General features: G+C 71.1%; 25 protein-coding genes and 1 pseudogene. 13 read left to right on the top strand and 13 right to left on the bottom strand.

All coding sequences use genetic code 11. From position 1 onward, the window contains the following. The first annotated feature begins 280 nt into the window (after window positions 1-280). Together LRS14_RS25980 and LRS14_RS25975 are read left to right on the top strand one after the other, a co-directional pair. Window positions 281-1264 (top strand): tripartite tricarboxylate transporter substrate binding protein, encoded by a 984-nt coding sequence (locus LRS14_RS25980; RefSeq protein ID WP_257801667.1) that lies wholly within the window; start codon window positions 281-283, stop codon window positions 1262-1264. Further along, on the top strand, window positions 1261-2160 hold the full coding sequence (locus LRS14_RS25975; RefSeq protein WP_257801666.1) for a CoA ester lyase: 900 nt from the start codon (window positions 1261-1263) through the stop codon (window positions 2158-2160). The genes LRS14_RS25980 and LRS14_RS25975 overlap by 4 nt, the downstream gene beginning before the upstream one ends. Here LRS14_RS25975 and LRS14_RS25970 read toward each other — a convergent pair. Further along, window positions 2132-2902 carry an IclR family transcriptional regulator gene (locus LRS14_RS25970; protein WP_257801665.1) on the bottom strand — a complete coding sequence of 257 codons (771 nt, stop codon included), beginning with the start codon at window positions 2900-2902 and terminating at the stop codon, window positions 2132-2134. The two genes, LRS14_RS25975 and LRS14_RS25970, sit on opposite strands and share 29 nt — an antisense overlap. A gap of 122 nt (window positions 2903-3024) precedes the next feature. Here LRS14_RS25970 and LRS14_RS25965 point away from each other — a divergent pair, with 122 nt between their 5' ends. The 3 genes from LRS14_RS25965 to LRS14_RS25955 are packed head-to-tail and all read left to right on the top strand — an operon-like array spanning window position 3025 to window position 6259. Then, window positions 3025-4293: a CaiB/BaiF CoA-transferase family protein gene (locus tag LRS14_RS25965; protein ID WP_257801664.1), complete on the top strand. Its 1269-nt coding sequence runs from the start codon at window positions 3025-3027 to the stop codon at window positions 4291-4293. A gap of 26 nt (window positions 4294-4319) precedes the next feature. Next, complete coding sequence (locus tag LRS14_RS25960; RefSeq protein ID WP_046113672.1) at window positions 4320-5405, top strand: TauD/TfdA family dioxygenase; 1086 nt, start codon at window positions 4320-4322, stop codon at window positions 5403-5405. Next, a complete protein-coding gene (locus LRS14_RS25955) occupies window positions 5402-6259 on the top strand; it encodes an alpha/beta fold hydrolase (RefSeq protein WP_257801663.1) in 858 nt (285 codons plus the stop codon). Before LRS14_RS25960 ends, LRS14_RS25955 begins: the two co-directional genes overlap by 4 nt. Before the next feature lie 16 nt (window positions 6260-6275). Here LRS14_RS25955 and LRS14_RS25950 read toward each other — a convergent pair whose 3' ends face one another. The 5 genes from LRS14_RS25950 to LRS14_RS25930 form a co-directional block, all read right to left on the bottom strand. Beyond that, window positions 6276-7919 carry an MFS transporter gene (locus tag LRS14_RS25950; RefSeq protein ID WP_257801662.1) on the bottom strand — a complete coding sequence of 548 codons (1644 nt, stop codon included), beginning with the start codon at window positions 7917-7919 and terminating at the stop codon, window positions 6276-6278. Further along, entirely contained in the window at window positions 7909-8328 is a 420-nt protein-coding gene (locus tag LRS14_RS25945; protein WP_046113675.1) for a DoxX family protein, read from the bottom strand. The genes LRS14_RS25950 and LRS14_RS25945 overlap by 11 nt, the downstream gene beginning before the upstream one ends. After that, a complete protein-coding gene (locus tag LRS14_RS25940) occupies window positions 8328-10232 on the bottom strand; it encodes an amidohydrolase (RefSeq protein WP_257801661.1) in 1905 nt (634 codons plus the stop codon). Before LRS14_RS25940 ends, LRS14_RS25945 begins: the two co-directional genes overlap by 1 nt. 42 nt (window positions 10233-10274) lie before the next feature. After that, window positions 10275-10928, bottom strand: coding sequence for an isochorismatase family protein (locus tag LRS14_RS25935; protein ID WP_046113677.1), 654 nt, complete (start codon window positions 10926-10928; stop codon window positions 10275-10277). 71 nt (window positions 10929-10999) lie between these two features. Then, complete coding sequence (locus tag LRS14_RS25930) at window positions 11000-11701, bottom strand: pirin family protein (RefSeq protein ID WP_046113678.1); 702 nt, start codon at window positions 11699-11701, stop codon at window positions 11000-11002. Window positions 11702-11747: 46 nt separating this feature from the next. Between LRS14_RS25930 and LRS14_RS30810 the strand changes: the two are divergent. The 3 genes and pseudogenes from LRS14_RS30810 to LRS14_RS25920 all read left to right on the top strand — a co-directional run. Beyond that, window positions 11748-11819: pseudogene (locus LRS14_RS30810) on the top strand (hypothetical protein); the annotation flags it as partial. Next, window positions 11803-12762, top strand: a complete 960-nt coding sequence (locus LRS14_RS25925) for a LysR family transcriptional regulator (protein ID WP_257801660.1) — start codon at window positions 11803-11805, stop codon at window positions 12760-12762. The pseudogene LRS14_RS30810 and the gene LRS14_RS25925, both read left to right, overlap by 17 nt. 126 nt (window positions 12763-12888) lie before the next feature. Further along, window positions 12889-14928, top strand: coding sequence for a D-(-)-3-hydroxybutyrate oligomer hydrolase (locus LRS14_RS25920; protein ID WP_257801659.1), 2040 nt, complete (start codon window positions 12889-12891; stop codon window positions 14926-14928). Here the strand turns inward: LRS14_RS25920 and LRS14_RS25915 are convergent. The 3 genes from LRS14_RS25915 to LRS14_RS25905 form a co-directional block, all read right to left on the bottom strand. Next, window positions 14891-15895 carry a helix-turn-helix transcriptional regulator gene (locus tag LRS14_RS25915; protein WP_257801658.1) on the bottom strand — a complete coding sequence of 335 codons (1005 nt, stop codon included), beginning with the start codon at window positions 15893-15895 and terminating at the stop codon, window positions 14891-14893. The two genes, LRS14_RS25920 and LRS14_RS25915, sit on opposite strands and share 38 nt — an antisense overlap. An 80-nt stretch (window positions 15896-15975) precedes the next feature. Continuing rightward, a complete protein-coding gene (locus LRS14_RS25910; protein WP_257801657.1) occupies window positions 15976-17547 on the bottom strand; it encodes a sodium:proton antiporter in 1572 nt (523 codons plus the stop codon). 50 nt (window positions 17548-17597) lie between these two features. Further along, the gene (locus tag LRS14_RS25905; protein ID WP_257801656.1) at window positions 17598-18113 is read right to left on the bottom strand and encodes a GAF domain-containing protein; all 516 of its coding nucleotides are present in this window, start codon (window positions 18111-18113) and stop codon (window positions 17598-17600) included. A 122-nt stretch (window positions 18114-18235) separates the two neighbouring features. Between LRS14_RS25905 and LRS14_RS25900 the strand changes: the two genes are divergently transcribed. Continuing rightward, window positions 18236-18979 (top strand): DUF6683 family protein, encoded by a 744-nt coding sequence (locus tag LRS14_RS25900; RefSeq protein WP_257801655.1) that lies wholly within the window; start codon window positions 18236-18238, stop codon window positions 18977-18979. Between the two features lie 26 nt (window positions 18980-19005). On the opposite strand, the gene LRS14_RS25895 is transcribed toward LRS14_RS25900, so the two are convergent. Both LRS14_RS25895 and LRS14_RS25890 read right to left on the bottom strand, forming a co-directional pair. Further along, window positions 19006-19230 (bottom strand): hypothetical protein, encoded by a 225-nt coding sequence (locus tag LRS14_RS25895; protein WP_257801654.1) that lies wholly within the window; start codon window positions 19228-19230, stop codon window positions 19006-19008. Between the two features lie 97 nt (window positions 19231-19327). Next, entirely contained in the window at window positions 19328-20197 is an 870-nt protein-coding gene (locus LRS14_RS25890; protein ID WP_257801653.1) for an AraC family transcriptional regulator, read from the bottom strand. Window positions 20198-20332: 135 nt separating this feature from the next. On the opposite strand from LRS14_RS25890, the gene LRS14_RS25885 reads away from it, so the two are divergent. From LRS14_RS25885 to LRS14_RS25870, 4 genes are all read left to right on the top strand, one after another. Beyond that, the gene (locus tag LRS14_RS25885; protein WP_257801652.1) at window positions 20333-20878 is read left to right on the top strand and encodes a carboxymuconolactone decarboxylase family protein; all 546 of its coding nucleotides are present in this window, start codon (window positions 20333-20335) and stop codon (window positions 20876-20878) included. 151 nt (window positions 20879-21029) lie between these two features. Beyond that, window positions 21030-22616: a methyl-accepting chemotaxis protein gene (locus LRS14_RS25880; protein WP_257801651.1), complete on the top strand. Its 1587-nt coding sequence runs from the start codon at window positions 21030-21032 to the stop codon at window positions 22614-22616. A gap of 56 nt (window positions 22617-22672) precedes the next feature. Beyond that, window positions 22673-23281 carry a response regulator gene (locus tag LRS14_RS25875; protein WP_257801650.1) on the top strand — a complete coding sequence of 203 codons (609 nt, stop codon included), beginning with the start codon at window positions 22673-22675 and terminating at the stop codon, window positions 23279-23281. A 126-nt stretch (window positions 23282-23407) separates the two neighbouring features. After that, entirely contained in the window at window positions 23408-24283 is an 876-nt protein-coding gene (locus LRS14_RS25870; RefSeq protein ID WP_257801649.1) for a sensor histidine kinase KdpD, read from the top strand. 15 nt (window positions 24284-24298) lie between these two features. Here LRS14_RS25870 and LRS14_RS25865 read toward each other — a convergent pair whose 3' ends face one another. Next, entirely contained in the window at window positions 24299-24733 is a 435-nt protein-coding gene (locus tag LRS14_RS25865) for a BLUF domain-containing protein (RefSeq protein ID WP_052736349.1), read from the bottom strand. A 15-nt stretch (window positions 24734-24748) separates the two neighbouring features. Next, window positions 24749-25732 carry a helix-turn-helix domain-containing protein gene (locus LRS14_RS25860; protein ID WP_257801648.1) on the bottom strand — a complete coding sequence of 328 codons (984 nt, stop codon included), beginning with the start codon at window positions 25730-25732 and terminating at the stop codon, window positions 24749-24751. Between the last annotated feature and the right edge of the window lie 121 nt (window positions 25733-25853).

Genomic DNA, 25853 nt, shown 5'->3' with positions numbered 1-25853 from the left:
TGCAGCGAGTGCTGTATGCCTATACAGTGGTCCGCAAGGAGATACGCATGACCACTGCCGCCTACCGCCAGCTCTACAGCCCCCGCCCGCACCGCTTCCATCCGCCCGCCTGGCTGCGCCGCATCTGGGCCTGGCTGTGACCTGACCACGCCAGGTTCACCCTGCCGCCCGGCGGGTAGGCGTTTGCCCTTGGTAGCCCTGCCAGGGCACCGGCACCTATACTTTGACCAGGAACAGACATCATGTCTATTTCTGTAGGCCGGTCAGTCAAGGAGACGTCATGCAGCGGTGGTCCTGGAACGTGATGGCGCGTGGCGCCCTGGTGGCCGCAGGCCTGGCGTGGCTCGCGGCGGGGCCGGCGGCCGCGCAGGGCGAGCTGCCGAAGACGGTCAGGATCGTCGTGCCCTTCAGCGCCGGCGGCAGCAACGACTTGTTCGCCCGGGCCATCGGCCAGCGCATCGCCAGCAAGTTCAACGTCACCGTGGTGGTGGACAACAAGCCCGGCGCGGGCGGCTCCATTGGCAGCGACATGGTGGCGCGGGCCGAGCCCGACGGCGGCACGCTGCTGCTCACGTCGGTGAGCTTCAGCACCAATGCCGCGGTGCAGCCCAAGCTGCCGTACGACCCGCTGAAGTCCTTCGCGCCGGTGGCGCTGGTCTCGCGCGGGCCCATGCTGCTGGTGGTCAGCAGCCAGACGCCGTTCAAGACCACGGCGCAGCTGCTGGCCGCCGCCAAGGACAGCAAGGGCCGCATGAACTATGGCTCCGCGGGCATTGGCTCGGTGGGTCAGATGGGCTCGGAGCTGCTGAACGCGATGGCCGGCACCCAGGTGCAGCATGTGCCGTACAAGGGCATCTCCAATGCGGTGTCCGACATGATCGGCGGCAACGTCGAGATGATGGTCACCACCGCCGCTTCGGTGAACGGTCCGCTGAGGGCCGGGTCCATCCGGCCGATCGCGGTGACCTCGGCCCAGCGCTCGAAGTTCGCGCCCGACCTGCCTACCGTGGCCGAATCGCTGCCGGGGTTTGCGGTGGAAGCCTGGTGGGGCGTTTTCGCGCCCGCCAAGACGCCCAAGGCCCTGGTGGACAAGCTCAATGCGGAGATCCGCGCCGCCGGCCAGACCGACGAGCTGCGCGAGCTGTATGCCCGCGAGAGCACCGAGGCCGGCACCATGACCGCCGACCAGTTCGCCAGCTTCGTGGCCACCGAGGTGGGCAAGTGGAGCAAGCTGGCCAAGGACCGCAACATCACCGCCGAATGAGCCGCGTCCTGCCTGCCTGGCGTTCGGTGCTGTACGTGCCGGCGCATGCGCCGCGCTTCATCGCCAGCGCCCACCGCCGCGGGGCCGACGCGGTGCAGCTGGACCTGGAGGACAGCGTGCCAGCGGCCGAGAAGGCCGCCGCGCGCGACGGCCTGCGCCAGGCGGCCGCCATCGTGGCGCAGGCCGGAGCCGACGTGCTGGTGCGCATCAACCGGCCGCTGTCGCTGGCCGTGCGCGACATCGAGGCCGCGGTGTGCCCGCAGCTCAAGGCGCTGACCATCACCAAGGTGGACGGCGCTTCGCATGTGCGGCTGTTCGACGAACTGGTGACCGAATGCGAGGCGCGTGAAGGCCTGCCCGCCGGGCAGGTGGGCTTCGTGCTGCTGGTGGAGACGGTGTCGGCCTTCCTCGCGATGCGCGAGCTGGCCGAGGCCTCGCCACGGGTGGTGGCCCTGGCCCTGGGCAGCGAGGACTTCGCGCTGGACGCCGGCATGGAGGCCGGCGACGACACCCTGCTGGCGCCGAAGCAGCAGATGGTGCTGGCCGCGCGCGCGGCCGGCGTGCTGCCCATGGGCTTCATCGGCAGCGTGGCCTCGCTCGACGACGAGGAGGGCTTCCGCGCGATGGTGCGGCGTTCGCGGCGCTTCGGCTTCGAGGTCGCCACCTGCATCCATCCGCGGCAGGTGGCCATCGTCAACGAGGAGTACGGCGCGCAGCCCGAGGCGCTGGACTGGGCGCGTCGCGTGGTTGCCGAGAACGAGCGGCAGGCGGCCCAGGGCCAGGGCGCCTTCCGGCTGGATGGGCGCATGGTCGACAAGCCCATCGTGGAGCGCGCGCAGCGGCTGCTGGCGCGCCAGGCGCAGTGGCTCAGCCGGCCGGCACCTTCAGCCCCTTGAGCGGCACGGCGGGTGCATCGAAGAAGGCCGGGTCGCCACCCAGGTCGGAGGTGAGCCGGCGGCCCGCGGCCATCACCAGCGGCAGGCATTCGGCGTACTTCGACCTGTTGAAGCGGTACAGCGGAATGCCCAGCGAGAGCGCACCCACCAGCTGCTGCCGGCCGGCGAACACCGGGCAGGCGATGGCCGCGCTTTCCGAATCGCGCTCGGCCTGCGAGACCGCATGGCGTGCCGCCCGGATGTCGTCGTAGGCCTTGCCGGGCTCGTCGGCAAAGGCCAGCAGCACCTTGCCGGCCGCGCCGCGCTGCAGCTCCACCCGGTCGCCTTCCGGCACGTTCATGCGCACCCGGCGCGGCAGCTCCACGCGGTGCAGGCACACCCGTGCATCGCCGTCGCGCACGTACAGCGCCGAGGTCTCGTGCGTGGCCTTGGTCAGCTCGCGCAGCACCGGCAGCACGTAGTCCTGCAGCCGGAACTGCGCCTGGTAGATCATGCCCAGGTAGAACGGCGTGGAGCCCAGCATGTAGCGGCCGTCGTCCAGCCGCTTGAGGTAGCGGTAGTGCTCCAGCGATTCGCACAGCCGCAGGATGGTGCTGTGGTACAGGCCGGTGGCCTTCATCAGGTCGGTCAGCGTCATGCCGTCCACGCTGTGCTCGAAGGCCTGCAGGATGGTCAGCGCACGGTTGACGGCGGCCACGCCGGGTTCGGCGGCTTCCTTCTCGGTCAGGGGTTCGGCAGGCATGGGCTCCTCGTGTGGGCCGTGATGCTAAGCCCATTGCGCCTTCACGGCCGGCCGTTGACAAGCCGGGCACCGTCGTTAGACTTCTGAAATAGACACGCTGTCTATTTCAAGAGAAACCACCGATGACCGGCCTGCACAAGCAATGTTTCGATCCCGCCCGGCGCGGCCCGCTGCACGGCCTGCGGGTGATCGACCTGTCGCGCCTGGTGGCCGGCAACATGATGACGCTGCAGCTGGCCGACTTCGGCGCGCAGGTGGTCAAGATCGAGCCGCCCGCCGGCGACACGCTGCGCAACTTCCGCGCCGAAGGCTTCGACACCTGGTGGAAGACCTACGGCCGCAACAAGCAGAGCGTGGGGCTGGACCTGCGCCGTCCCGAGGGCATCGCGCTGGTGAAGGCGCTGGCCGCCACCGCCGACGTGCTGGTGGAGAGCTTCCGCCCCGGCGTGCTGGAGCAGATGGGCCTGGCGCCCGACGTGCTGCTGGCGCTCAACCCCAGGCTGGTGATCACGCGGCTGTCGGGCTGGGGCCAGACCGGGCCCTACCGCGAGCGCCCCGGCTTCGGCACCCTGGTGGAAGGCTATTCGGGCTTCGCGGCGATGAACGGCTTCGCCGACCGCGAGCCGGTGCTGCCGCCGATGTTCCTCGGCGACATGACCACCGGCCTGTACGGCGCCAGCGCCACGATGATGGCGCTGTGGGAGGTGCGGGCCAATGGCGGCCAGGGCCAGGTGATCGACCTCTCGCTGTTCGAGCCGATGCTGTCCATCCTCGGCCCGCAGGCAGCCAACCACCGCTTCACCGGGCAGGTGAAGCCGCGCACCGGCAGCCGCTCCAGCACCACGGCGCCACGCAATGCCTACCCCACCCGAGACGGCCAGTGGGTGTGCCTGTCCACCTCCACCGAGACCATGGCCGCGCGCCTGTTCCAGGCCATCGGCCGGCCCGACATCACGCAGGACCCGCGCACCGCCACCGCCCGCGGCCGGCTGGCGCACGTGGAGGAGATCGACGCCATCGTCGGCGGCTTCATCCGCGGCAGGACGCTGCAGGAGAACCTGGCCTTCTTCGAGCAGGCCCAGGTGACCATCGGCCCGATCTTCGATGCCGCCCAGCTGGCGCAGGACCGCTTCGTGATCGAGCGCGAAAGCCTGGTCGACGTGGAGGACGCGGACCTGGGCTTCGTGCCCATGCACAACGTGACGCCGCGCATGAGCGCCACGCCCGGCGGCTTCCGTCGCCCGGCGCCGCACATCGGCGAGCACAACCGCGAGCTGCTGCTGCCGCTGCTGGGCACGGCCGAGTACGAGCGGCTGCTGAATGCCGGCGCCATCGTCGAGAAGCCGGCCCGGCCGCAGCCCGCGGCGCAGGCGACATCCCCCACGGCCTGAAGCGGCCGCGCAACCTGAGGACTGACATGAACCGCATCGGACATCCCATCGTCGCCCCCGGCGCCTGGAAGGGCCCGGAGATCGACTGGACGCAGCAGGGCCTGCATGTGCTGAGCCCCGAGGAAGTGCAGGAGATCGACGCCGCGCTGGCACACCTGCTGTCCCTCGGCGACGTGGACTTCCCCGACATCACGCCCGAGAACTTCCCGCTGGACAAGGTGGCCACGCTGATGCGCTCGCTGCCCGAGCGGCTGCGCAACGGCTGCGGCTTCCTGATGCTGCGCGGCCTGCCGCGCGAGCGCTACTCCGACGACGACATGGCGCGGGTGTACTTCGGCCTGAGCTGCTACGTCGGCCGGCCGATGACCCAGTCGTACCTCGGCGACCTGATCGGCCACGTGGTGGACGTGAGCGACCTGGAGCCCAAGTCCCGCGGCTACCGCAAGGGCGGCGGCCAGCTCATGCACACCGACTCGTGCGACATCATCGGCCTGATGTGCCTGCGCACCGCCATCTCGGGCGGCGAGAGCCGCATCTCCAGCGCGCTGACGGTGCACAACTGGATGCTCGAGCACCGGCCCGACCTGCTGAAGGTGCTGGCCGAGGGCCTGTACCTCAAGCGCACCGACGAGGACGGCCGCCGCGCCACGCGCACCTACAGCGAACGCAAGGTGCCCTTCTTCCACGGCGACAATGGCGAGGTGACCTGCTACCTGCCTACCGGTTATGCACGCCTGGCCGAAAAAAGTGGCCAGCGCCCGTTCACGCCCGAGGAATCGGAAGCGCTGTACGTGGTGCGCAAGGCCTCGGCCTCGCCCGAGCATTACCTCGACATGGGCTTCAAGGACGGCGACATCCAGTTCCTGAACAACCGCATCATGGTCCACGGCCGCACCGACTACGAGGACCACAAGGAGCTGCCCAAGCGCCGACACCTGCTGCGCATGTGGCTGCGCATCGACGCGTGGCCGAAGATGCCGGCCGAGCAGGTGTTCCATACCGACGAGGACATGGCGCTGTGGAGCCGCGGACGCCGCCGCCTGATGGAGCTGCCCTCGCACCACGACCGCGACCTGCTCGATCCGAACGTCGAGAAGGGCATGGTGGAGTGACGCCGACGCCCCCGCCCGTGCACGGGCTTCAGGCGCTGCATGCGCTCGAGGCCGCGGCCCGCGTGGCGCACACGCCCTGCGGCGAGGGCCACGTGGTGTGGCACCTGTGGGGCGACACCGGGCCGGTGGTGGTGCTGCTGCATGGCGGCGCGGGCAGCTGGACCCACTGGCTGCGCAACATCGGTGCGCTGCGTGCGGCCGGCTGGCGCGTGGTGGCGCCGGACATGCCCGGCTTCGGCGATTCCGCCGCGCCGCCCGACGGCCACGATGCCGACGTGCTGCCGCACTGGCTGGCCGAAGGCCTGCAGCGCCTGCTGCCGGACGAGCCGCTGTGGCTGGTGGGCTTCTCGTTCGGCGGCCTGGTCGCCGGGCTGATGGCCGCCGCCGGCCTGCCGGGGCTGCAGCGGCTGGTGCTGGTGGGCGCGCCCGCATTGAGCCCGCAGCCGATGGCGCCGCTGCCGCTGCGGGCCTGGGATGCCCAGCCGCCCGGCCCCCGGCGCGATGCGGTGCACCGCCACAACCTGGCCACGCTGATGCTGCACGACGCCGCCGCCATCGACGACACGGCGGTTCGGCTGCATGCGGCCAACATCGAGCGCGACCGCCTGCGCCGCCGCCGCCTGATGCGCGGCGACCTGCTGCTGCGCACCCTGCCGGCGGTGGCTTGCCCGGTGAACGGCATCTGGGGCGAGCACGACGTGCTCTACCGCGGCCGCACCGCGGTCATCGGCCATGCGATGGCGCAGGCGCCGCGGGCCGGCTCGCTGGTGTTCATTCCCGGCGCCGGGCACTGGGTGCAGTACGAACGCGCCGAGGCCTTCAACGCCGCGCTGGCGCAGGCCCTGGCGCCCTGAGACGGGCGGCGCTGCCTCAGGCCCGGCCGTCCTTCAGGTCGAGCGCCAGGAAGTGATGCACCGCGGGCTTCTCCGGCCCGATGTGGAAGCGCAGCGCCTGGGCCTGCATGTCGGCATCGGCCTTGGACACCCGCTGGTGCTGGCGCAGGTGCTCGGCCCAGGACTCCACCATGAACCATTCGATCACCCGCTCCGGCTCGCCGGTGTGCTCGGCCACGCCCCAGGCATAGGCGCCGTCGCGCCGCCGCTCCTGCGCCACCTGCTTCATCGCCTGCAGGAAGGCGGGCAGGTCGTGCTTGCGGATGCGGTATTCGACCTGTACCACCACCGGCCCGCGGTCGTGGGCCACCGGCTCGGCCAGCATCGGCTCGGGCCAGTGGTTGGAGGCCTGCAGGTCGGCTTCGCCGGTGGGCAGCTTCACGCGATGGAACACCAGCGCGATGACGACCAGCGCCGCACCGGCGCCCAGCAGCGTGGCCGCCAGGCCGGCTTCCTGCGCCACCAGGCCCCAGGCCAGGCTGCCGCCGGCCATCGCGCCGTTGAACACCATCAGGTAGATGGCCAGCCCGCGGCCGCGCACCCAGTTCGGCAGCACCGACTGGGCCACGCCATTCAAGGTGGTGAGGGCGGTGATCCAGCCCATGCCCAGCAGCAGCATCAGCCCGATGGCCACCGCCTGCGGCGGCGCGAAGGACAGCGCCGCCATCACGCCCGCGCTCAGCAGCGAGGCCGCCAGCACCAGGCCGTCGGCATCCAGGCGCTGGCGCAGCCGGGGCAGCAGCAGCGCACCCACGATGGCGCCCGCGCCCACCGCGCCCAGCATCACGCCGTAGAAGCCCGCGGTGCCGCCCAGCATCTTGCGCGCCACCAGGGGCAGCAGCGCCCACACCGAGCTGGCGAACAGGAAGAACACGGCGGCGCGCAGCAGCACCACATGCAACTCGCGGCTGGCGCGCGCATAGCGCAGGCCGGCCCGGAAGGCGCCGAGGAACTGCTCCGACAGCCCGCTGTCCACCGGCGCCGGGCGCTTCCACCACAGCAGCGCGGCGATGACGACCAGGTAGCTCACGACGTCGGCGCCATAGGCCGCCGCGGCACCGAAGCTGGCCAGCAGCAGGCCGCCGGCCGCCGGGCCCAGCGCCCGCGCCACGTTGATGCCCAGGGAGTTGAGGGCGACGGCGTTCTTCAGGTCGCTCCGCGGCACCAGCTCGGGCACGATCGATTGCCAGGTCGGGCCCATCAGCGCCGCGCCGATGCCGCCGACGAAGGTGAGCGCGACCAGGTACTCCACGGTGAGCGTGTCCGTCCGCGCCAGCAGCAGCAGGCAGCCGCTGACCAGCGCCAGCAGGACCTGCACGCCGATCAGGAAGCGGCGGCGGTCGAGGATGTCCGACAGCACGCCGGCCGGAATGGCCAGCAGGAAGATGGGCAGCGTCGCCGCAGTCTGGATCAGCGCCACGGCGGCCGGGCTGGCCGACAGCTCGGTGACCATCCAGGAGCTGGCCACGTCGCGCATGAAGCTGCCGATGTTGCCCAGCACGGTGGCCGTCCACAGCACGGCGAAGACCGGCTGGCGCAGCGGCGCGAAGCTGCCGCCGGGCGCTGCCGTCGGTGCAGGCGCGGGCGCTGCCGCGTGATGATGTTCGTGCTCAGACGCCAAGATGGCCTCCCAGGTCGAGCCAGGCGACGAGCATGAACCCGCCCGCCAGGCCCCAGTGTTCGAAGAATGCGTTGGCCATCGGCAGGCGCTGCGCCGCCGTGGCCACCCAGAAGCGGTCGGCCAGGAAGCTGGCCACCACCGTGAAGCCGCCGAGCAGCAGCGCGCCCAGCCAGCGGTGCCAGCCGGTGAGCACCAGTGCCGAGGCGCCGATCTCCAGCCCGATGGTGGCCACCGCCCATGGCGCCGCCGGTGCCAGCCCGAAGTGGCGCATCTCGGCGATGGCCCCTTCGAAGTGGCGCAGCTTGTGCACGGCACCCTGCAGGTAGGCGCCGCACAGCAGCAGCAGTGCCAGCCAGTGCACTGCCGGCGACACGAAGCCGTGGCGCAAGGCTTCCAGCGCCGGGCCCATCACACCGCCCAGCAGGCGCAGCCGAGCGCGCCCCAGAAGCCCTTGAGGTCCGCGATGGGCAGCCGGCTGCTCCAGGCGGTGGCGTGTGCGTGGCCGTGCAGCTTGCAGTCGTTGGCGCAGGCGCAGGCCGCCGCGGCATGGCGCAGCACCGACCGCTGCAGGCCCGCCTGCAGCGGTGCGCCGTCCTGCTCGCCCCAGTGGCCATAGCCGCCGAAGCGCCGCACCGGCGACCAGTCGGGCATCGCCGGCGGCGGCGCGCTGTCGTCGTGGGCGGCGAACTCGCCCGCGCCGTACACCACCTTGCCGCCGACCACGGTCAGCAGCGCGCTGGTGTCGGCGATCTCCGATTCGGCGCAGGCGAAGAAGTCGCGGTCGGGCACCATCAGGTCGGCGAACTGGCCCACCTCGATGCGGCCCTTCTTGCCCACCTCGTTGCTGAACCAGGTCACGTGCTCGGTCCACATGCGCAGCGCGGTCTCGCGGTCCAGGCAGTTGCGCTGCGGATAGAGCTGCATCCCGCCCACCGTCCTGCCGGTGATGAGCCACGACAGCGACACCCACGGGTTGTACGAGGCCACGCGGGTGGCATCGGTGCCGGCCGACACCTTGGCGCCCATCTCCAGCATCCTTTTCACCGGCGGCGTGGCCTCGGCCGCACCGGGGCCGTAGCGCTCGACGAAGTACTCGCCCTGGTAGGCCATGCGGTGCTGCACCGCCACGCCGCCGCCCAGCGCGGCGATGCGGTCGATCGACCGTTCGGAAATGGTCTCGCAGTGGTCGAAGAACCAGTTCAGGCCCTGCAGCGGCACGTCCTGGTCCACGCGCTCGAACACGTCCAGCGCGCGGCTGATGGTCTCGTCGTAGGTGGCATGCATGCGCCAGGGCCAGCGGTTCTGCGCCAGGATGCGCACCACCTCTTCCAGGTCGCCTTCCATCCCGGGCGCCATGTCGGGCCGCGGCTGGCGGAAGTCCTCGAAGTCGGCGGCCGAGAACACCAGCATCTCACCCGCGCCGTTGTGGCGGAAGTAGTCGGTGCCCTGCTTGTAGCGCGAGGTGGCCGTCCAGTTCAGGAAGTCTTCCTTCTCCTGCTTCGGCTTCTGGGTGAACAGGTTGTAGGCCAGGCGGATGGTGAGCTGCCCGGCATCGGCCAGCTGCTGGATCACCTGGTAGTCCTCGGGATAGTTCTGGAAGCCGCCGCCCGCGTCGATGGCGCCGGTGACGCCCAGGCGGTTCAGCTCGCGCATGAAGTGGCGCGTGGAGTTCAGCTGGTACGCCGGCGGCAGCTTCGGGCCCTTGGCCAGTGTGGCGTAGAGGATGGACGCATTGGGCTTGGCCAGCAGCAGCCCGGTGGGGTTGCCCGCGCCGTCGCGCATGATCTCGCCGCCGGGCGGGGCCGGCGTGTCGCGGTCGTAGCCCACGGCGCGCAGCGCGGCGCCGTTGAGCAGCGCGCGGTCGTACAGGTGCAGGATGAAGACGGGCGTGTCGGGCGCCACCGCATTCAGCTCGTCGAGGGTGGGCAGGCGCTTCTCCTCGAACTGGTGCTCGGTGAAGCCGCCCACCACCCGCACCCACTGCGGCGCCGGCGTGACGGCCACCTGTTGCCGCAGCATGCGCATCGCGTCGGCCAGGTTCTTCACGCCGTCCCAGCGCAGCTCCAGGTTGTAGTTGAGCCCGCCGCGGATGATGTGCAGGTGGTTGTCGATCAGCCCGGGCAGCACCCGCCTGCCGCGCAGGTCGATCACCCGGGTGTTCGGGCCGGCCAGGGCCATCACCTCAGCGTCGCTGCCCACGCGCACGAACAGGCCGTCCTGGATGGCGACGGCGCTGGCCGTGGGCCTGGCGCGGTCCAGCGTCGTGAAGAGGCCGCGGTGGAGGATGAGGTCGGGGTGCTTGCTGTCGGCCATCGCGGCGTCTCCTGGGTGCGGTGGTGGTCGGGGTCGTCGGGCTCAGCCTTCGTGTGCGCCGAACATCGTCTTGGCGTAGGTGATGCCGATGCCGTAGCCGCCGCCGAACTTCTTCGCGATGCCGGTGGTCATGTCGTAGGTGTCGGTGCGGGCCCAGTCGCGCTGCATCTCCAGCAGGTACTGCAGCGCGGTGATCGGCTGCGCACCGGCCTGGACCATGCGGTCCATCGCGCGGTTGTGCGCCTCGGTGGAGATGTCGCCGCAGGCATCGGCGATCACGTAGACCTCGAAGCCCTGGTCCAGCGCCGACAGCGCCGGGCCCACGATGCACACGCTGGTCCACAGGCCCGCCAGCACGATGCGCGACTTGCCGATCTCGTTGATGCGGGCGATGACGGCGGCGTCCTCCCAGGTGTTCATCGAGGTGCGGTCCAGCAGCGGCTGGCCGGGGAAGGGCGCGGTGACCTCCTCGAACATCGGGCCGGAGAAGCTCTTCTCGGCCACCGTGGTGAGGATGGTGGAGGCGCCGAAGCCCGCGGCGGCGCTGGCCACCAGGCCGGCGTTGGAGCGCAGCTGAACCGGGTCGATCGAATGCGTGGCGAAGGCCATCTGCGACTGGAAGTCGATCATCACCAGCGTGTGGTCGTGCGGGGTCAGCAGCTTGGCGCCGGGGGTGGGGGTGGCGGTGAGGCTCATCGGGGTACTCCTTGGGTCAGTGGTGGCGGGAACGGGAATGCAGGGACCGGGCCCGGCCGGGCCCGGCGGGATCAGGGTGCGGAATCGACCAGCACCAGTTCGGCATCGGCCAGCGCGGTGACGCGGATGGTGTCGACGTCGCTGATGGCCGCGCCGTCGCGGGCCTTCAGCGTCACGCCGTCCACCTCCACCTCGCCGCTGGCGGGCACCAGGTAGCCGCGGCGGTCCTTGCCCAGGCGGTACTCGGTGCTCTCGCCGGCCTTCAGCGTGGCGCCCAGCACCCGGGCGTTGGTGCGGATCGGCAGCGCGTCGGCGTCGCCCGGCAGGCCGCTGGCCAGCGCCACGAAGCTGCCCGAGCGCTCGCCCTTCGGGAAGGGCTTGGCGCCCCAGGACGGCGGCTCGCCCCGGCCGTCGGGCAGGATCCAGATCTGGAAGATCTTGGTCACGCCCGGCTCCATGTTGTATTCGGCGTGGCGGATGCCGGTGCCGGCGCTCATCACCTGCACGTCGCCCGCCTCGGTGCGGCCCTTGTTGCCCAGGTTGTCCTGGTGCGTGATGGCGCCTTCGCGGACGTAGGTGATGATCTCCATGTTGGCGTGGGCATGCGGCGGGAAGCCGGTGCCCGGGGCGATGGTGTCGTCGTTCCACACCCGCAGCGCGCCCCAGCCCATGCGGGCAGGGTCGTGGTAGTCGGCGAACGAGAAATGGTGCTTGGCATCGAGCCAGCCATGGTTGGCGCCGCCAAGGGCATCGAAGGGTCTGCGGTCGATCATGGTGTTTCTCCGGGCGGTTCGTGTTGCGATGGAGAGACTTTAGGAGTCGGTGATCGATAAGAGAATAGAAAAGATGGAAAACCATCGATTCCGAAAGTTGCATGAGCAAGCTGCCTGATCTGGAAGCCTGGGCCATCTTTGCCAAGGTGGCGGAGACGGGCTCCTTCGCCAAGGCGGCGGCCGACCTCGCGATCTCGCAGCCCACCGTCTCCAAGGCCATCACGCGGCTGGAGGCGCGGCTGAAGACCACGCTGTTCCACCGCACCTCGCGGCGCATGTCGCTCACCGCCAGCGGCGAGGCGTCGCTCGATCGCGCCTCGCGCATCCTGGCCGAGGGCGAGGCGGTGGAGGCGGAGGTGACCGAGCAGTCCGAGCACCTGCGCGGCACCATCCGCATCGCCGCGCCGATGTCCTTCGGCATCAGCCACCTGGGGCCGGCGCTGCCGGCCTTCATGGCGCAGCACCCGGAGGTGATGCTGGACCTGCACTTCAGCGACGAGCTCATCGACGTGGTGGCGCAGGGCTTCGACGTGGCCCTGCGGATCTCGGCGCTGCCGGATTCCAGCCTGCTGGCGCGGCGGCTGTGCGCGGTGCGCATCCTGCTGGTGGGCGCGCCCGCCTACTTCGAGCAGCACGGAAGGCCGGGTCATCCGCGCGAGCTGGCCACGCACCGCGCGCTGCGCTACGTGCACACGCGCCTGGGCGAGGCCTGGCGCTTCCGGCATGCCCGGCGCGGCGAGTTCTCGCAGGTGGTGCCCACGGCGCTGCGCGTCAACAACGCGGAGGCGCTGGCGCCCGCGCTGCGGGCCGGCCTGGGCCTGGCGCTGCAGCCGGAGTTCCTGGCCTGGGAAGACCTGCGCTCGGGCCTGCTGGAGGAGGCGATGCCGGAGTGGCAGGTGCCGCCGATCGCGCTGCACATCGTCACCCCGCCCGGCCGCGGCCGGCCGGCGCGGGTGCAGGTGCTGATCGACTACCTGGCCGCGCACTTCGCGCGGGCGCCCTGGGCGGTCGATCCCAGCCCGATGCCGGCTGCGGCCGCCGCCTCCGCCGCGCCGCGCTGAAGCCGGGCCGGTCCGCGGGTGGCGGCAACCGGCTGCCTAGTGCATTTGCGCTATGGCGCCGCGCGGGCACGGCACCTAGCCTGTGCAGCAGCAGGGCCGCCCGGCCCCGGTGCCACGGAGGTTCCCTTGAGAAAGACATTGCTCGCCGGCCTGGTGCCGGTGGTGCTGCTGCCGGCTTGCGGCGGCAGCGACGATGCGCCGTCCAACGCCTACGCGCAGCGGCCGGCCTTCCTCGCCGCCGAGCCGCGGCGCATCGACTTCGACGGCCGCACGGCGGGCCTGGTCACCGGCAATGCGGCCGACCTGCCGGCGCTGCTGGCCTATGCCGCCCCGGCCGGCGAGCCCACCGCCGCCACGCTGCGCACGCTGCAGATCCACGCCTCGTACGCCGGCCTCGACGACCTCAGCGCCGGCGGCGGCTTCGGCGTGTACTTCGGCGTACTGGACCCGCGGGCCAACCAGGGCAGCGAGTACATCGCGGTGTCCGACGACGGCAGCGGCCGCCAGAACGTGACCATGGCGGTGCAGGTGCCCAGCCACTTCGATCCGGCCCGGCCGTGCATCGTCACCGCCACCTCGAGCGGCTCGCGCGGCATCTATGCCGAGGTGCCGACGGTGGGCGAATGGGCGCTCGGCAAGGGCTGCGCGGTGGCCTACACCGACAAGGGCACCGGCGTGGGCGTGCACGACCTGAACCGCGACCGTGCCTACGCGACGGATGGCAGCCTGGTGGCCGCCGGCCAGCGCCAGGACCTGGTGTTTAACGCCAACCTGCTCGGCGACGACCTCGCCGCCTACCGCGCCGCCTTCCCGAACCGGTTTGCGGTCAAGCAGCTGCACTCGCGGCAGAACCCCGAGAAGGACTGGGGCGCCTACACGCTGCAGTCGATCAAGGTGGCGCTCTACGTGCTCAACCAGCGCTTCCCGCAGGCCGGCTTCACGCCGAAGAACACGGTGGTCATCGCCTCCAGCATCTCCAACGGCGGTGGCGCCGCGCTGCGTGCGGCCGAGCAGGACACCGAAGGCCTGATCGGCGGCGTGGCGGTGTCCGAGCCGCAGGTGAACCTGCCGGACGACGCCGGCCTGACCGTCCGCCGCGGCGACGTGGTGGTGCCGGTGGCGGGCCGGCCGCTGTTCGACTACTTCACCTTCGCCAACCTCTACCAGCCCTGCGCCACGCAGGCGCCGGCCATCCGCGACGGCACCGCCTTCGTCGCCGCGCCGCTGGCGGCGGCCCGCTGTGCGGCGCTGGCGCAGCATGGGCTGGTGGCCGGCGCCACGCTGGATGCGCAGGCCACCGATGCGCTGGCGCGGCTGCGGGCTTACGGCTGGGAGCCGGAATCCGACCGGCTGCACGACAGCCACTACGGTTTCGAGTTCACCAACCTGGTGGCGATGTCCTATGCCAGCGCCTATGCGCGGGCCGCGGTCACGGAGCCGCTGTGCGGCTACAGCGTGGGCGGCGTGGGCGCCACCACGCCCGGCACACCGGCCGAAGCGGCCCTGAAGTCCTTCTGGGGCACCGGCTCGGGGCTGCCGGCCGGCCCGATCACCATCGTCAACGACCAGGCGGTGGGCGGCCCGGCCAAGGACACGGTGTCGGTCAGCGCCAGCACCGGCCGCGCCGACTACAACGTCGACGGTGCGCTGTGCCTGCGCCGGCTGATGACCGGCGCGGCCGTGGGCCGCACGCCGATCTCCGCGGCCGAGCAGGCGGTGGCGGCCCGCGTGCGCACCGGCCTGGCGGAGGTGCGGGTCACCGGCAACCTGCGCGGCAAGCCGGCCATCATCGTGCAGGGCCGTGCCGACACGCTGCTGCCGGTGAACCATGCGGCACGCCCCTATGCGGCGCTGAACCGCCGCGCCGATGCGGCGTCCGACCTGCGCTACTACGAGGTGACCGATGCCAACCATTTCGATGCGCTGGTCACCTTCTATCCCCGCGTGATGGTGCCGCTGCTGGTCTATGGCCGGCGGTCGCTGGAGCTGATGCACAGCCGGCTCACCACCGGCGCTGCGCTGCCGCCCTCGCAGGTGGTGCGCGCGACGGCTCGCGCCTCGGCCGCCGCCACCCTGTCGGACGCCCAGCTGCCGCCCATCGCGGCCACGCCGGCGGCCGCCGACACCATCAGCGTGGGGCCGGGGACGATCGCGGTACCTGACTAGACAAGCTGGCGTCCTCGCCCTGTGCGGCCAGGCAGCGCACCAGCGCCGTCTTGTCCTGGATGCCCAGCTTGCGATAGACCTGGGCGAGCTGCGCACGCACGGTATGCGGCGAGGTGTGCAGCGCCTTGGCCACTTCCTTGTGCGTGCGCCCGCTGGCGAACAGGCCCGCCACGGCCTGCTCCCGCGGCGACAGCGCTGCGCCGCTGCGGCGCGCCTGCGCCTCGCACAGCCATTGCACGCCGAGCCGGCGAGACGACAGCGTGATCGCCTGGCCGTGAAACGGCATGCCGCCCGCCATGGCCGCCTTGGCCACCGCAGGCAGGTGCAGGTGGCCGGCCTGCGGCCATTCGCGGGCCATCAGCTCATGGAACAGCGGATCGGCGGCGTGGTAGCTGCCGCCCGCATCCACCAGCGCCAGTGCGCGCACCGGTTCCGGCAGCGCGGGGCGCTGGTTCCATTGCGCCCGCTGGAGGTCGAGCGCGCAGCTCACATGCGCCCAGGCGGCGCCGATGCGGGCCATGGCCTGCCGGTCGAAACCCTCGCGCGTGCCGCGGTACAGCACGATCCACCGCATCGGCGCGTCGCCTTGCGGTGCATCGCCGCACAGCAGCAGGTGGCGCAGGTCATGGCGCCGCGCAAAGCGTGCCATCACGCCGTGCTGCGGGCCGGCGTAGGTCGTGCCCGCATCCACGGCGATGGGGTGGCCCGGGCGGCCGAGGAAGGCGGCCGTCACCGGGTCTTCGTGGGAGACGGCCGCGTACTCCTGCAGGATGGCCTCGTCGCGCCCGTGCACCGTGGCGGTGGCGATGCGCAGCGTGTCGTCCGCCGGCATGCCGGTGCCCAGCACCGCGCCGTCGAAGCCGATCCAGCGGCGCAGGTGCCCGATCAGCTCTGCCGGAAAGTCCTGGGCGGCGGTGGTGGCGGCCAGGCGGTGCAGATCCGCCAGCTCGCCAGCAAAGGAGCGCATGGTCACGACCGGTGTTGTCACCCCGGCGATTGAAGGCGGCCCGGCGGCCGCAGGCAAGAGGGCTTGCCAGGGAGCGATTGCTAGCCGGTGGCGTCGGCATTGGCCGCCCGCAGCGGATCCGATACCTCCATCCAGTCCAGGTCGTTCTCCAGCGTGTGGAAGGCGTCGTCGCCGATGTCGCCGGACTTGCGCATGGCCAGCAGCGTCTGGCGGGCGGCGGCCACGGCGGCGAAGTAGTGGCGGTCATAGTCGACGCCGAAGGCGGTGAACGGGCTGCTGCCGTCATGCAGCGGCCGGCCGAGCTGCATCTTCAGGTTCTTGCGCACCAGCTCGATGGCCGGTGACGGGGCCGCGGGCAGCGTGGCGAAGGCCGCCTGCAGCATGCGCTCGCGGCCGCGGGCTTCCTCGACGGCCACCGGGTCGGTGTCGCGCAGCTTCAGTGCGCGCAGCAGCGGCTTGAGCGTGAAGCCCTGGATCATCAGGGTGCCGAAGACGACCAGGAACGCGGTCAGCACGATGAGGTCGCGCGACGGAAAGTCGGCTGGCAGCGCCAGCGCCGCCGCCAGCGTGACCACGCCGCGCATGCCGGCCCAGGAGATGACGAGCCCGCTGCCCACCGTCGGGCGCAGCATCGGCCGCGGCGGGCTGAAGCCCCGGCGCCGGTTGTGCCAGCGCACCGCCGCATTGAAGGTCATGTGCCAGGCGATGCGCACGCCGATCACCGTTGCCAGCACCGCGGCGGCCACCGTGAGGTACTGCTGCAGCGGGGCACGGGCCATGTCCATCCAGATCGGCCGCATCTGCAGGCCGATGAAGATGAAGGCGAAGATGTTGAGCGCGAACACCACCGTGGCCCAGACCGCATTGGTCGGGATGCGGATGCGCGCGGGAATGGTGGCCGGCGCGAGCTGCGCCATCGTCATCGCGAAGCACACGGTGGTGAGCACGCCCGACAGCCCCGCATGCTCGGCCAGCTGCCACACGCCCACGGTCCAGACGAACTGCAGGATGATGGCCGTGGGGATGTGCCGCACCCGCACCAGCACCTGCTGGGCCAGCCAGCCCAGTGCCGGCCCGGCGATCAGGCTGCCCACCACCGCCAGCAGGAAGGTGGGCGCCACCGCCTGGATCGAGAAGCCGCCGGCGGCCACCGCGCCGACGGCCAGCCGGTAGATCAGCAGCGCACTGGCATCGTTGAGCAGGCTCTCGCCTTCCAGGATGGCCAGGATGCGGTGCGGCGGCCGCAGCGGTCTGAGCACCGCGGTGGCCGCCACCGCGTCGGGTGGCGCCACGATGGCCCCCAGCGCGACGGCGGCCGCCCAGGGCAGCGTGGGCATCAGCGTGTGCGCCACCACCGCCACCGCCGCCGTGGTCAGCACCACCGCCACCAGCACCAGGCCCACCAGCGGCGCCCAGTTGTCGCGCAGGTCGCGCAGCGAGGCGTCGTAGCCGGCGTCCACCAGGATGGGCGCGACGAACAGCGCCAGCACCAGCTCGGGCGGCAGGTGCAGGCTGGGCGCACCGGGCACGAAGGCCAGCAGCGCGCCGCCGATGGCCAGGAACACCGGGTACGGCGCCCCGGCGCGCCGCGCGGCCGCTGCCAGCACCACCGCTGCGAGGAAGAGGACCAGGATCTGCTCGATCTCGTGCATCGAGCCAGTATCGGTGCGTTGTCGGCACCCAGGGCGCTGCCGCGGCGGCCTCAGCCGATCACTTCGGCCGCGGCGGCGGCCGGCGGGCACCGGCTTTCCAGCAGGGTGACCACTGCCTGGGCCAGCCGTTCGAGGCACGCCTGCTGGGCCGGCGTGATGCCGGGCCGCACCTGGGTGTCGAGCACGCAGATCATGCCGACCGCCACGCCGCAGCGCGACATCAGCGGCGCGCCCGCATAGAAGCGGATGCCCGGCTCGCCGATCACCAGCGGATTGCCGCAGACGCGAGGGTCGTGCTCGGCATTGGGCACCACGAACACGCCCTCGTGCTCGATGGCCTTGACGCAGATGCTCTTGTCCAGCCCGGTCTCGCGCGTGCCGAAGCCGTACTCGGCCTTGAACCACTGGCGCTTGTCGTCGACGAAGCTCACCAGCGCCATCGGCGCATCCAGTTCGCGTGCGGCGATGCGGACCACCTGGTCGAACACATCCTCGCGGTCGGTGTCGAGGATGGCGTACCGCGCCAGCGCCTGCTGGCGTTCCGTCTGTTCCACCTGTTTTGTCATCGTCTTCGGCATGGATGCCTGAGCAGTGGTGGACCCTTGTAGCGGGCCGCTTCGGCGCGGACAACCCCTGGAAGCGGGGCACACTTGGCGGCTTGGCACGTGTACCCCGTCAGGAGATGTTGTTGAAGTCCTCTCGCCGACACCATGCCTGGGCTGCGCTGTGGCTGGCCGCCACCCTGGCGCTGCCGGCTGCGGCCCAGAACATGGGCTGGAGCACCATCACGCCCTCCATCACCGGCACCGACACCCTGGGCCTGGTGCTGCGTGAACAGATGCAACAACGCGCGCCGGTGGCCGCGCAGGGCGGGGCGGCCGGCCCTTCCGGCGCGGGCGAGCAAGCGTCTGCCGCATTGCGCTTTGCACCGTCCAAGGCACGGCGGCAGCAGAACCTGGCGGCCTTCGTGGAGAAGACCCGGCGCGTGGACCCGGAGAACGCCAGCGGGCTGGAACGGCTGTTCGCGTCCGAGGACGTCATCGAGAAGGTGGCGCCGATGATCCGGCCCATCGGGCTGCGCATCGATGACCTGGCCGACACCTATGCGCTGTGGTGGATCTCCGCCTGGAATGCCACCCAGGGCATCAATCCGACACCCAGCCGCGCCACGGCCAGCGCCGTGCGCCAGCAGGCGGCGCGGGCATTGATGGCCACGCCGGGCATCGCGGGGGCGAGCGACGCGGCCAAGCAGGAGTTCGCCGAGGCGCTGCTGGTCCAGGTGATGTTCATCGACGCCGCGGTCGACCATCACCAGGGGTCCGCCAGCCAGCTTCGTGCACTGGCCCGGGCGGTGCAGCAAGGCGCCGGCCGCATGGGCCTGGACCTGGCGGCGATGCGGCTGACCGAGGCAGGCTTCGTGCCCTCCCGTTGACGGGCCAGGCCGGCAGCCGGCCCGGCTCAGGAGGAGCGCGACAGGTTGGTCTTGCGGCCTGAGCCGCCGAGCGGGCCGGAAGGCACCTTGCGCCGCGCGTCGAACTTCTTGTTGCCGCCGGCAAGCTTGTTGACGGCGGCCCAGGCACGCGTCTCGGCCTTGGGGCGTGCGGCGCCCTTCGGCGCGGCGCCTTCCTCCGGGGTCTGGGCCGCCGGCTCCTGAAGGTCGGCGTCCTTGTCCAGTTTCGACATGTCGGGCTCCTGCTGATCCATCACGCTGCGCGTCGGCGCCGGGAAGGACAGGTTAGGGCATTTCGGCCCCGTCCCGAGAGAGCTGGCCCGCCGCCGCTCAAGCCTGCCGGCCCTGCAGCCATGCCCGGGGCGACACACCCACCGCCTGCATGAAGGCACGGGAGAACGATGCCGGGCTGGCATAGCCCAGCTCGTCGCTGGCCCGCTTGATCGAGCTTCCCGCCAGCAGCATCGACTGCGCCAGCGACACCCGCCACCGGAGCAGGTAGTCGGCCGGCGTGATGCCGACCTGCTGCCTGAACGCCGCGGCGAAGGCGCTGCGCGACATGCCTGCCGCCTGCGCCATGGACTCCAGCGCCCAGTCCGCGCCGGGCTTGTCGTGCAGGGCCGTCAGCGCGCGGGCCAGCTTGGGATGGCCCAGGCCGTGGAGGATGCCCTCGGTGATGCCGGCTTCGGCCGGATGATCCAGCAGCCATCGCAGCAACTGCAGCAGCAGCACCTCGAACAGGCGATCGGCCAGCAGCCGGTGACCGCAGCGCACCTGCTCGGTCTCGGCGAACAGCAGGGCCAGCGTCTGTTCCAACCCGTCCACGGCATGCAGGGGCAGCACGACCACCGGCGGCAGGGCCGCCACCACCGGATGCCGCACACCGCCTTCGAAATCCACGGTGGCGCACACGAAATCGGAGCCTTCCGTGGGCGCGTTGTGGAACTGGTGCTCCAGCGGGCGCGGGTAGAGCAGCAGGGTCGGCTCCGTGACCTGGATGCGGCGGGGCGCGCCGCTGCGCGGCCGGTGCGTCACCACCATCTCGCCCCGGCGCAGCACATGCAGGAAGCCACGCCCCTCCTGGGCGTCGAAGTGGGTCACGCCGCACAGGGGGCCTGCGTGGAACAGGTGCGCATGCACCCGGAAGCGTTCCAGCAGGCCGGACAACCGGTCCACCGGCTGCGTTGATATGGATGCCATGGCGTGCGGACTGGACGGAATGGATGCTTTACTGGACGGAATGCATCGAATCATACAGGTGCCGGCAAGACACTGTGGTCCAGCGCAGCACCACATCGGCGCCGCGCCCAGCCACCTCAACTTCAAGGAACCGTCATGAACCGCATTTCCCTCGTCGACCGCCAGGCCACCACCGCCGACCGCAAGGCCTTGCTCGACGCCATCCACGGCACCTTCGGCGCCACGCCCAACATGTTCCGTGCGGTGGCCAATTCACCGGCAGCGCTCCAGAGCATGTGGTCGGCCTTCGGTGCCCTGGGCGGCGGCGTGCTGCCGGCCAAGCTCGGCGAGCAGATCGCCGTGGCCGTGGCCGACCGCAATGCCTGCGAGTACTGCCTGGCCGCCCACACCGCCCTCGGGCGCAAGGCCGGCGCCAGCGCGGAGGAGATGCAGCAGGCGCAGGCCGGCGAGTCCGCCGATGCGCGGACGCAGGCCGCGCTGCGCTTCGCGCTCAAGCTCGTCAACGACCGCGGCCAGGTCGCGGATGCCGACGTGCAGGCCTTGCGTGCGCAGGGCTTCAGCGACGAGGAGATCGTCGAAATCCTGGCCCACGTCGCGCTCAACCTGTTCACCAACTACGTGAACGTCGCCTTCGCCGTGCCGGTCGATTTCCCGGCCGTCAAGCTGCGCCGCTCCGCCTGATTCAGGCGCGTCACCCGATCGCCACCTGCCTGGCGCGACATCGCGCCCGGCTTCCAAAACACCCAAATCGATTATTTATCTTCAGTTGGATGTTTTGGATGCCGAAGTCCTGCCAGCGGCCGTGCCCTGCGGCCCCAATGGAGAAGTACTCGTGTTCAAGAATCTTCGTCTCGGCGCCCGCCTGATGCTGGCCTTCACGGTCCTGGTGCTCATGGGTGCCCTGGTGGCGGCCTTCGGCATCTATGGCCTGCAGCGGCTCAATGGCGTCAACGGCACGCTGTACGACCAGGAGCTGCTCGGCATCTCGCACGTGAAGGAAGCCAACATCAACCTGATCTATGCCGCGCGGGCGCGCGGCCAGTTCTCGCTGGCCACCACCGATGCGGACCGGGCCGGCGCCCGCGCCACCTTCAAGGCGTCGGTGGACACCATGCAGGCGTGGCTGGAGAAGGCGCGCCCGCTGTTCACCACGGCCCAGGGCCAGCAGGAATTCGACCGGCTGGACGGCATGATCAAGCTCTACGTGCCGGCGGCCGAGGCCTTCATGGCGGCCAGCACCGGCAAGGCGCTGCTGGCGCCCGACGCCGAGCTGGCCAAGCTGGACCTGGCCACCAAGCAGGCCAACAAGCAGGTGGACGACCAGCTCACCGCCCTGACCAAGCTGAAGGAGGCGAACGGCGCCCGCACCGCGCAGGACGCAACGCAGCTGTACGAGACGGTCAGCCTGGTGATGGGCCTGCTGACGGTGGCCAGCGCACTGTGCGGCGCGGTGGTGGGCGCGCTCATCACCCGCGGCATCACGCGTGCACTGGGCGGCGAGCCGGCGGACGTGGCCCGCGTGGCGAATGCGGTGGCCTCCGGCGACCTCACCACCCGCATCGACACCTCGCGTGCCACCGACGGCAGCGTGGTCACGGCGATGGCCCACATGCAGCAATCGCTGATCCGCGTGGTGAGCCAGGTGCGCGCCAGCAGCGACAGCATCGCGACCGGCTCTTCGCAGATCGCCACCGGCAATGCCGACCTCAGCCAGCGCACCGAGGAACAGGCCAGCAACCTGCAGCAGACCGCGGCCTCGATGGAGCAGTTGACCGCCACCGTGAAGACCAATGCCGACACCGCCCAGCAGGCCACGCAACTGGCCACCGCGGCCACCGTGGCGGCAGGCCAGGGTGGCGAGGCGGTGAGCGCGGTCGTGCGCACGATGGAGGGCATCACCGCCTCCAGCCGCAAGATCGCGGACATCATCAGCGTGATCGACGGCATCGCTTTCCAGACCAACATCCTGGCCTTGAATGCCGCGGTGGAAGCGGCGCGGGCCGGCGAGCAGGGCCGCGGCTTCGCGGTGGTGGCTTCCGAGGTGCGCACCCTGGCCCAGCGTTCGGCCGGCGCGGCCAAGGAGATCAAGTCGCTGATCACCGAGAGCGTGGAGAAGGTGGAGGCGGGCAGCCAGCAGGTGGACGAGGCCGGCCGCACGATGGATGACATCGTGTCGCAGGTACGCCGTGTGAGCGACCTGATCGCCGACATCGGCAGCGCCACGCAGGAACAGACGCAAGGCATCGGCCAGATCGGTGATGCGGTCAGCCAGCTCGACCAGGTAACGCAGCAGAACGCCGCGCTGGTGGAGGAAAGCGCGGCCGCGGCCGACAGCCTGAGCCAGCAGGCGGCGCGCCTGGTGGAGGCGGTGGGCGTGTTCACGCTGCAGCCCGGCGAAGCCACGCACGCTGCCGGCTGAAGCGCTGCCGGGGCGCAGCCACGCTGCACTGCAGCAGGGGCCCCTAAGATCCCGCCATGAACGAAGCAGCGCGCTCCTACTCGACGGTCGACGTCGCCAGGCGGCTGGGCGTCTCGTTGCAGACGGTGCAGCGCTGGGTCGATTCGGGCCGGCTGAAGGCCTGGAAGACACCCGGCGGCCATCGCCGCATCGACGGCCGCAGCGCCGAGCTGCTGTTCGAGCAGCATGAGCAGACGATGGGCGCTTCGGCGGCGGCGGTGGATGCCGCGGTCGGCATGCCGGCCCGCGCTGCCGCGCCCCGGCCGCTGCGGGTGGTGATCGTGGACGACGATCCGCTGGACCGGGAGCTGATCGCGATGCTGGTGCAGGTGGCGCTGCCCGGCGCGCAGCTGCAGGTGGCCGGCAACGGCTTCCAGGGCCTGGTCATGATCGCCCGCCATGCGCCCGACATCGTCATCACCGACGTGCACATGCCGCACATGGACGGCTTCGAGCTGATCCGCAACGTGCTGGCCGATGCGGCCACACGGCCCCGGCTGCTGGTCGCGGTGTCGGCCAAGTCGCCGAAGGAACTGGCGGAGTATGGGCAGTTGCCGACGGAGGTCACGCTCATCCACAAGCCTTTCGAGCGAGAGGCGTTCGTCGCCGCGCTGCGGCAGCGCTGATCTGCGCACCAACTTCGGGCACCTCGATTGCCGCGAGCCGGCATGTCTGCCAGTGAGAGTGCTCCTCCCCGCAAGCGCCGCCGGCGGAAGATCGCAGCAAGGCTGCGGCGCGCGCCGCCACGGCCAGTGACCGTTCATCAGGCGGCCGGCCTCGCTGCCGCGCTGGCGCAGGCGCGCGAGACGGCCAGGGCCCTGCAGGTCGAGAACCAGCGCATCCGGCAGGAGGTCCAGGCGCGCAACGTCTTCCTGGCCACGCTGTCGCATGAGCTGCGCGCGCCGCTGAACGCGGTGATCGGCTTTGCCGACCTGCTGGCGGCCGGCGTGGTGCCGGCGGACTCGCCTCGGCGCACCCATTACCTGGGACACATCCGCGACCGCGGGCTGCAGTTGCTGCATCTGATCAACGACGTGCTCGACCTGTCGCGCGTGGAGGCGGGCGCCTGCGTGCTGGCGTCCGAGCGGGTGGACCTGCGGGCGCTGATTGCCGGCGTGGTGGACGTGCTGCACACCCGCATCGCACGCAAGCGCCTGGTGGTCTTGGTGGACGTGCCGCCCGGGCTGCCGCCGGTGGTGCTCGATGCACCGCGGCTGAAGCAGGCGCTGGCCGGCTTGTTGGACCATGCGCTGCAGGCGTCGCCCGTTGCAGGCCATGTCAAGGTCCGCGTGCGCCTGCAGAGCGGCGAGCGCTTCCAGCTGGCGGTGCAGGACAGCGGGCCCGCCATCGCGCCCGAACGATGGCCCGGCGTGTTCGAGGCGTTTGCCGAGGACAGCGCGGGCCGCCGGCTCGAAGGCACCGGCCTGGGCCTGGCGCTGGCGCGGCGGCTGGTGCAGGCGCAGGGCGGCTCGGTGAGCGTGCACGGCGCGCCGGGGCAGGGCAGCGTCTTGTCGATGGAACTGCCGCTCGTGCCGGCCGGCTACCGGATGGAGGACGACGCCGCGCACCACGCCGACGGGTCGCCGGCGCTCACCTCGCCAACGGACGGCGCCGAAGCGCCGGAATGACCCGGCCGCGACAGCTCAGTCGGGCGGTGGCCGGCGTCTCCAGAAGCTGCGCAGCATCGCCAGGCCCACCGGCGCATGCGCGACGCTGAGGCTGTTGCGCAGCACCCAGTCCGCGGTGGCCAGGGCCAGCGGTTCCGAGCGGGCGGGCTGCGCCAGCGCCATCTGCCAGTCCGGGAAGGCCCGGGCGGCGATCGGCTCGTTCAGCATCTCCGTGACCCGGGTGTGCTGGCGGCTGCCCCGGATGCGCGCATAGGTCTCGGCCATGGCAAGGGGCTCGCCTTCGAAGTACTGCATGAACGTTCCCGCGCTGTAGATCAGCGCACCGGTCACGCCGCTTTCCAGGTTGAGGCGCCGAGCTTCCAGCAGGAGAGTCTCCAGCATGAAGTCCGTCATCGGTTGGACGCTGACGCTGGTGTAGACGATGGCTTGCAGCATGGAAGGCGACGGCATCGGCCAATGCAGCGCTCAGGTGCCCGGGCGCAGCTTGCGCAGTGCACTGGGCGTGTGGCCGAAACGGGCGCTGCAGACGCGGGAAAAGTGCGAGGCGTCGGAAAACCCGGCGCGCTGGCCGATCTCCTCCAGCGAGAGCCGGTCGAAGCCCGGCGCCTCCAGCATGCGGCGGGCGACGTCGGCACGTGCGTCGATGAGCAGGCGGCCGAAGGTCAGGGCGCCGGCGCTCAGCACACGGTGCAGCGTCCGCACGGACACGCCGACCTGCCGTGCGATGTCCAGTGCCTCCAGGGCAGGCTCGCTGCAGCGTTCGCGGATCGCATCGACGATGCGTGCCTGGAGCTCGGGATAGGTGCGCGCAGGCGCCGAAGCCGCCGGTGCGACTTCGGTGGCCGCCAGCGACAGCAGGGCGCCGACCTGGTCTGCCAGCATCTGGTTGGACAGCGGCAGCGGCTTGTCCGCGAGCTGCGGCGCCAGCTGCGCCACGTACTGGGCCAGCAATCGGCCCCACGGGGCGCTGCCGTCCATGCGCTGGCACACGAGCTTGCGCGGCTCGGGCACCCAGGCTGCCAGCCACTCGAACGGGATCTTGACGTTGTGCGCCGTGCAGCCGCTGGGCCAGTGGGCCGACTGCTCGAACCGCGAATCGATCAGCACCAGGTCGCCGGCGGTCAGCAGCAGTTCCTCGCTGGGCCGGCGCAGCCGCCATGGGCCGTGGCCGATGACGAGGTGGTAACTCTGGTCGGTGCTGCGTGCGATGTCACGCACGGTGCGGAAGGCGTCCTGGCTTGAGCCGCCCATGTAGGCGACGGACAGGGGCCCCAGCTGGCGCACCGCCAGCTCGGAGTGGAAGTCCACCACCTCCCGGGACGACGTGGTGACGTGGATGAACCGCTCACAGATGTTGCCCACGTAGGCGTCCAGCCGCTGGGACGGTGGCAGCTGGTCCGTCGACCACCTGAAGACCGGTTCGGTGCCTTGTTCCTTCTGCGCTTCCATCCCCGACCCCCTGCCCATCGCATGCGGCTATCCGCGTTTTCCCTGACTTTACCCAGCGAGCGTCCCGGCCTGCACAGGTGGCGCGCAGCGGCCAGTCGCTGGCACGCAGAAGCAAGGTTCT

It is taken from the genome of Aquincola sp. J276, from assembly GCF_024700035.1.
GTDB classification, from domain to species: Bacteria; Pseudomonadota; Gammaproteobacteria; order Burkholderiales; family Burkholderiaceae_C; genus Aquincola; species Aquincola tertiaricarbonis.
The sequence above is the reverse complement of the archived record's forward strand: the minus strand, read 5'-3'. Positions and strand labels throughout refer to the sequence as shown.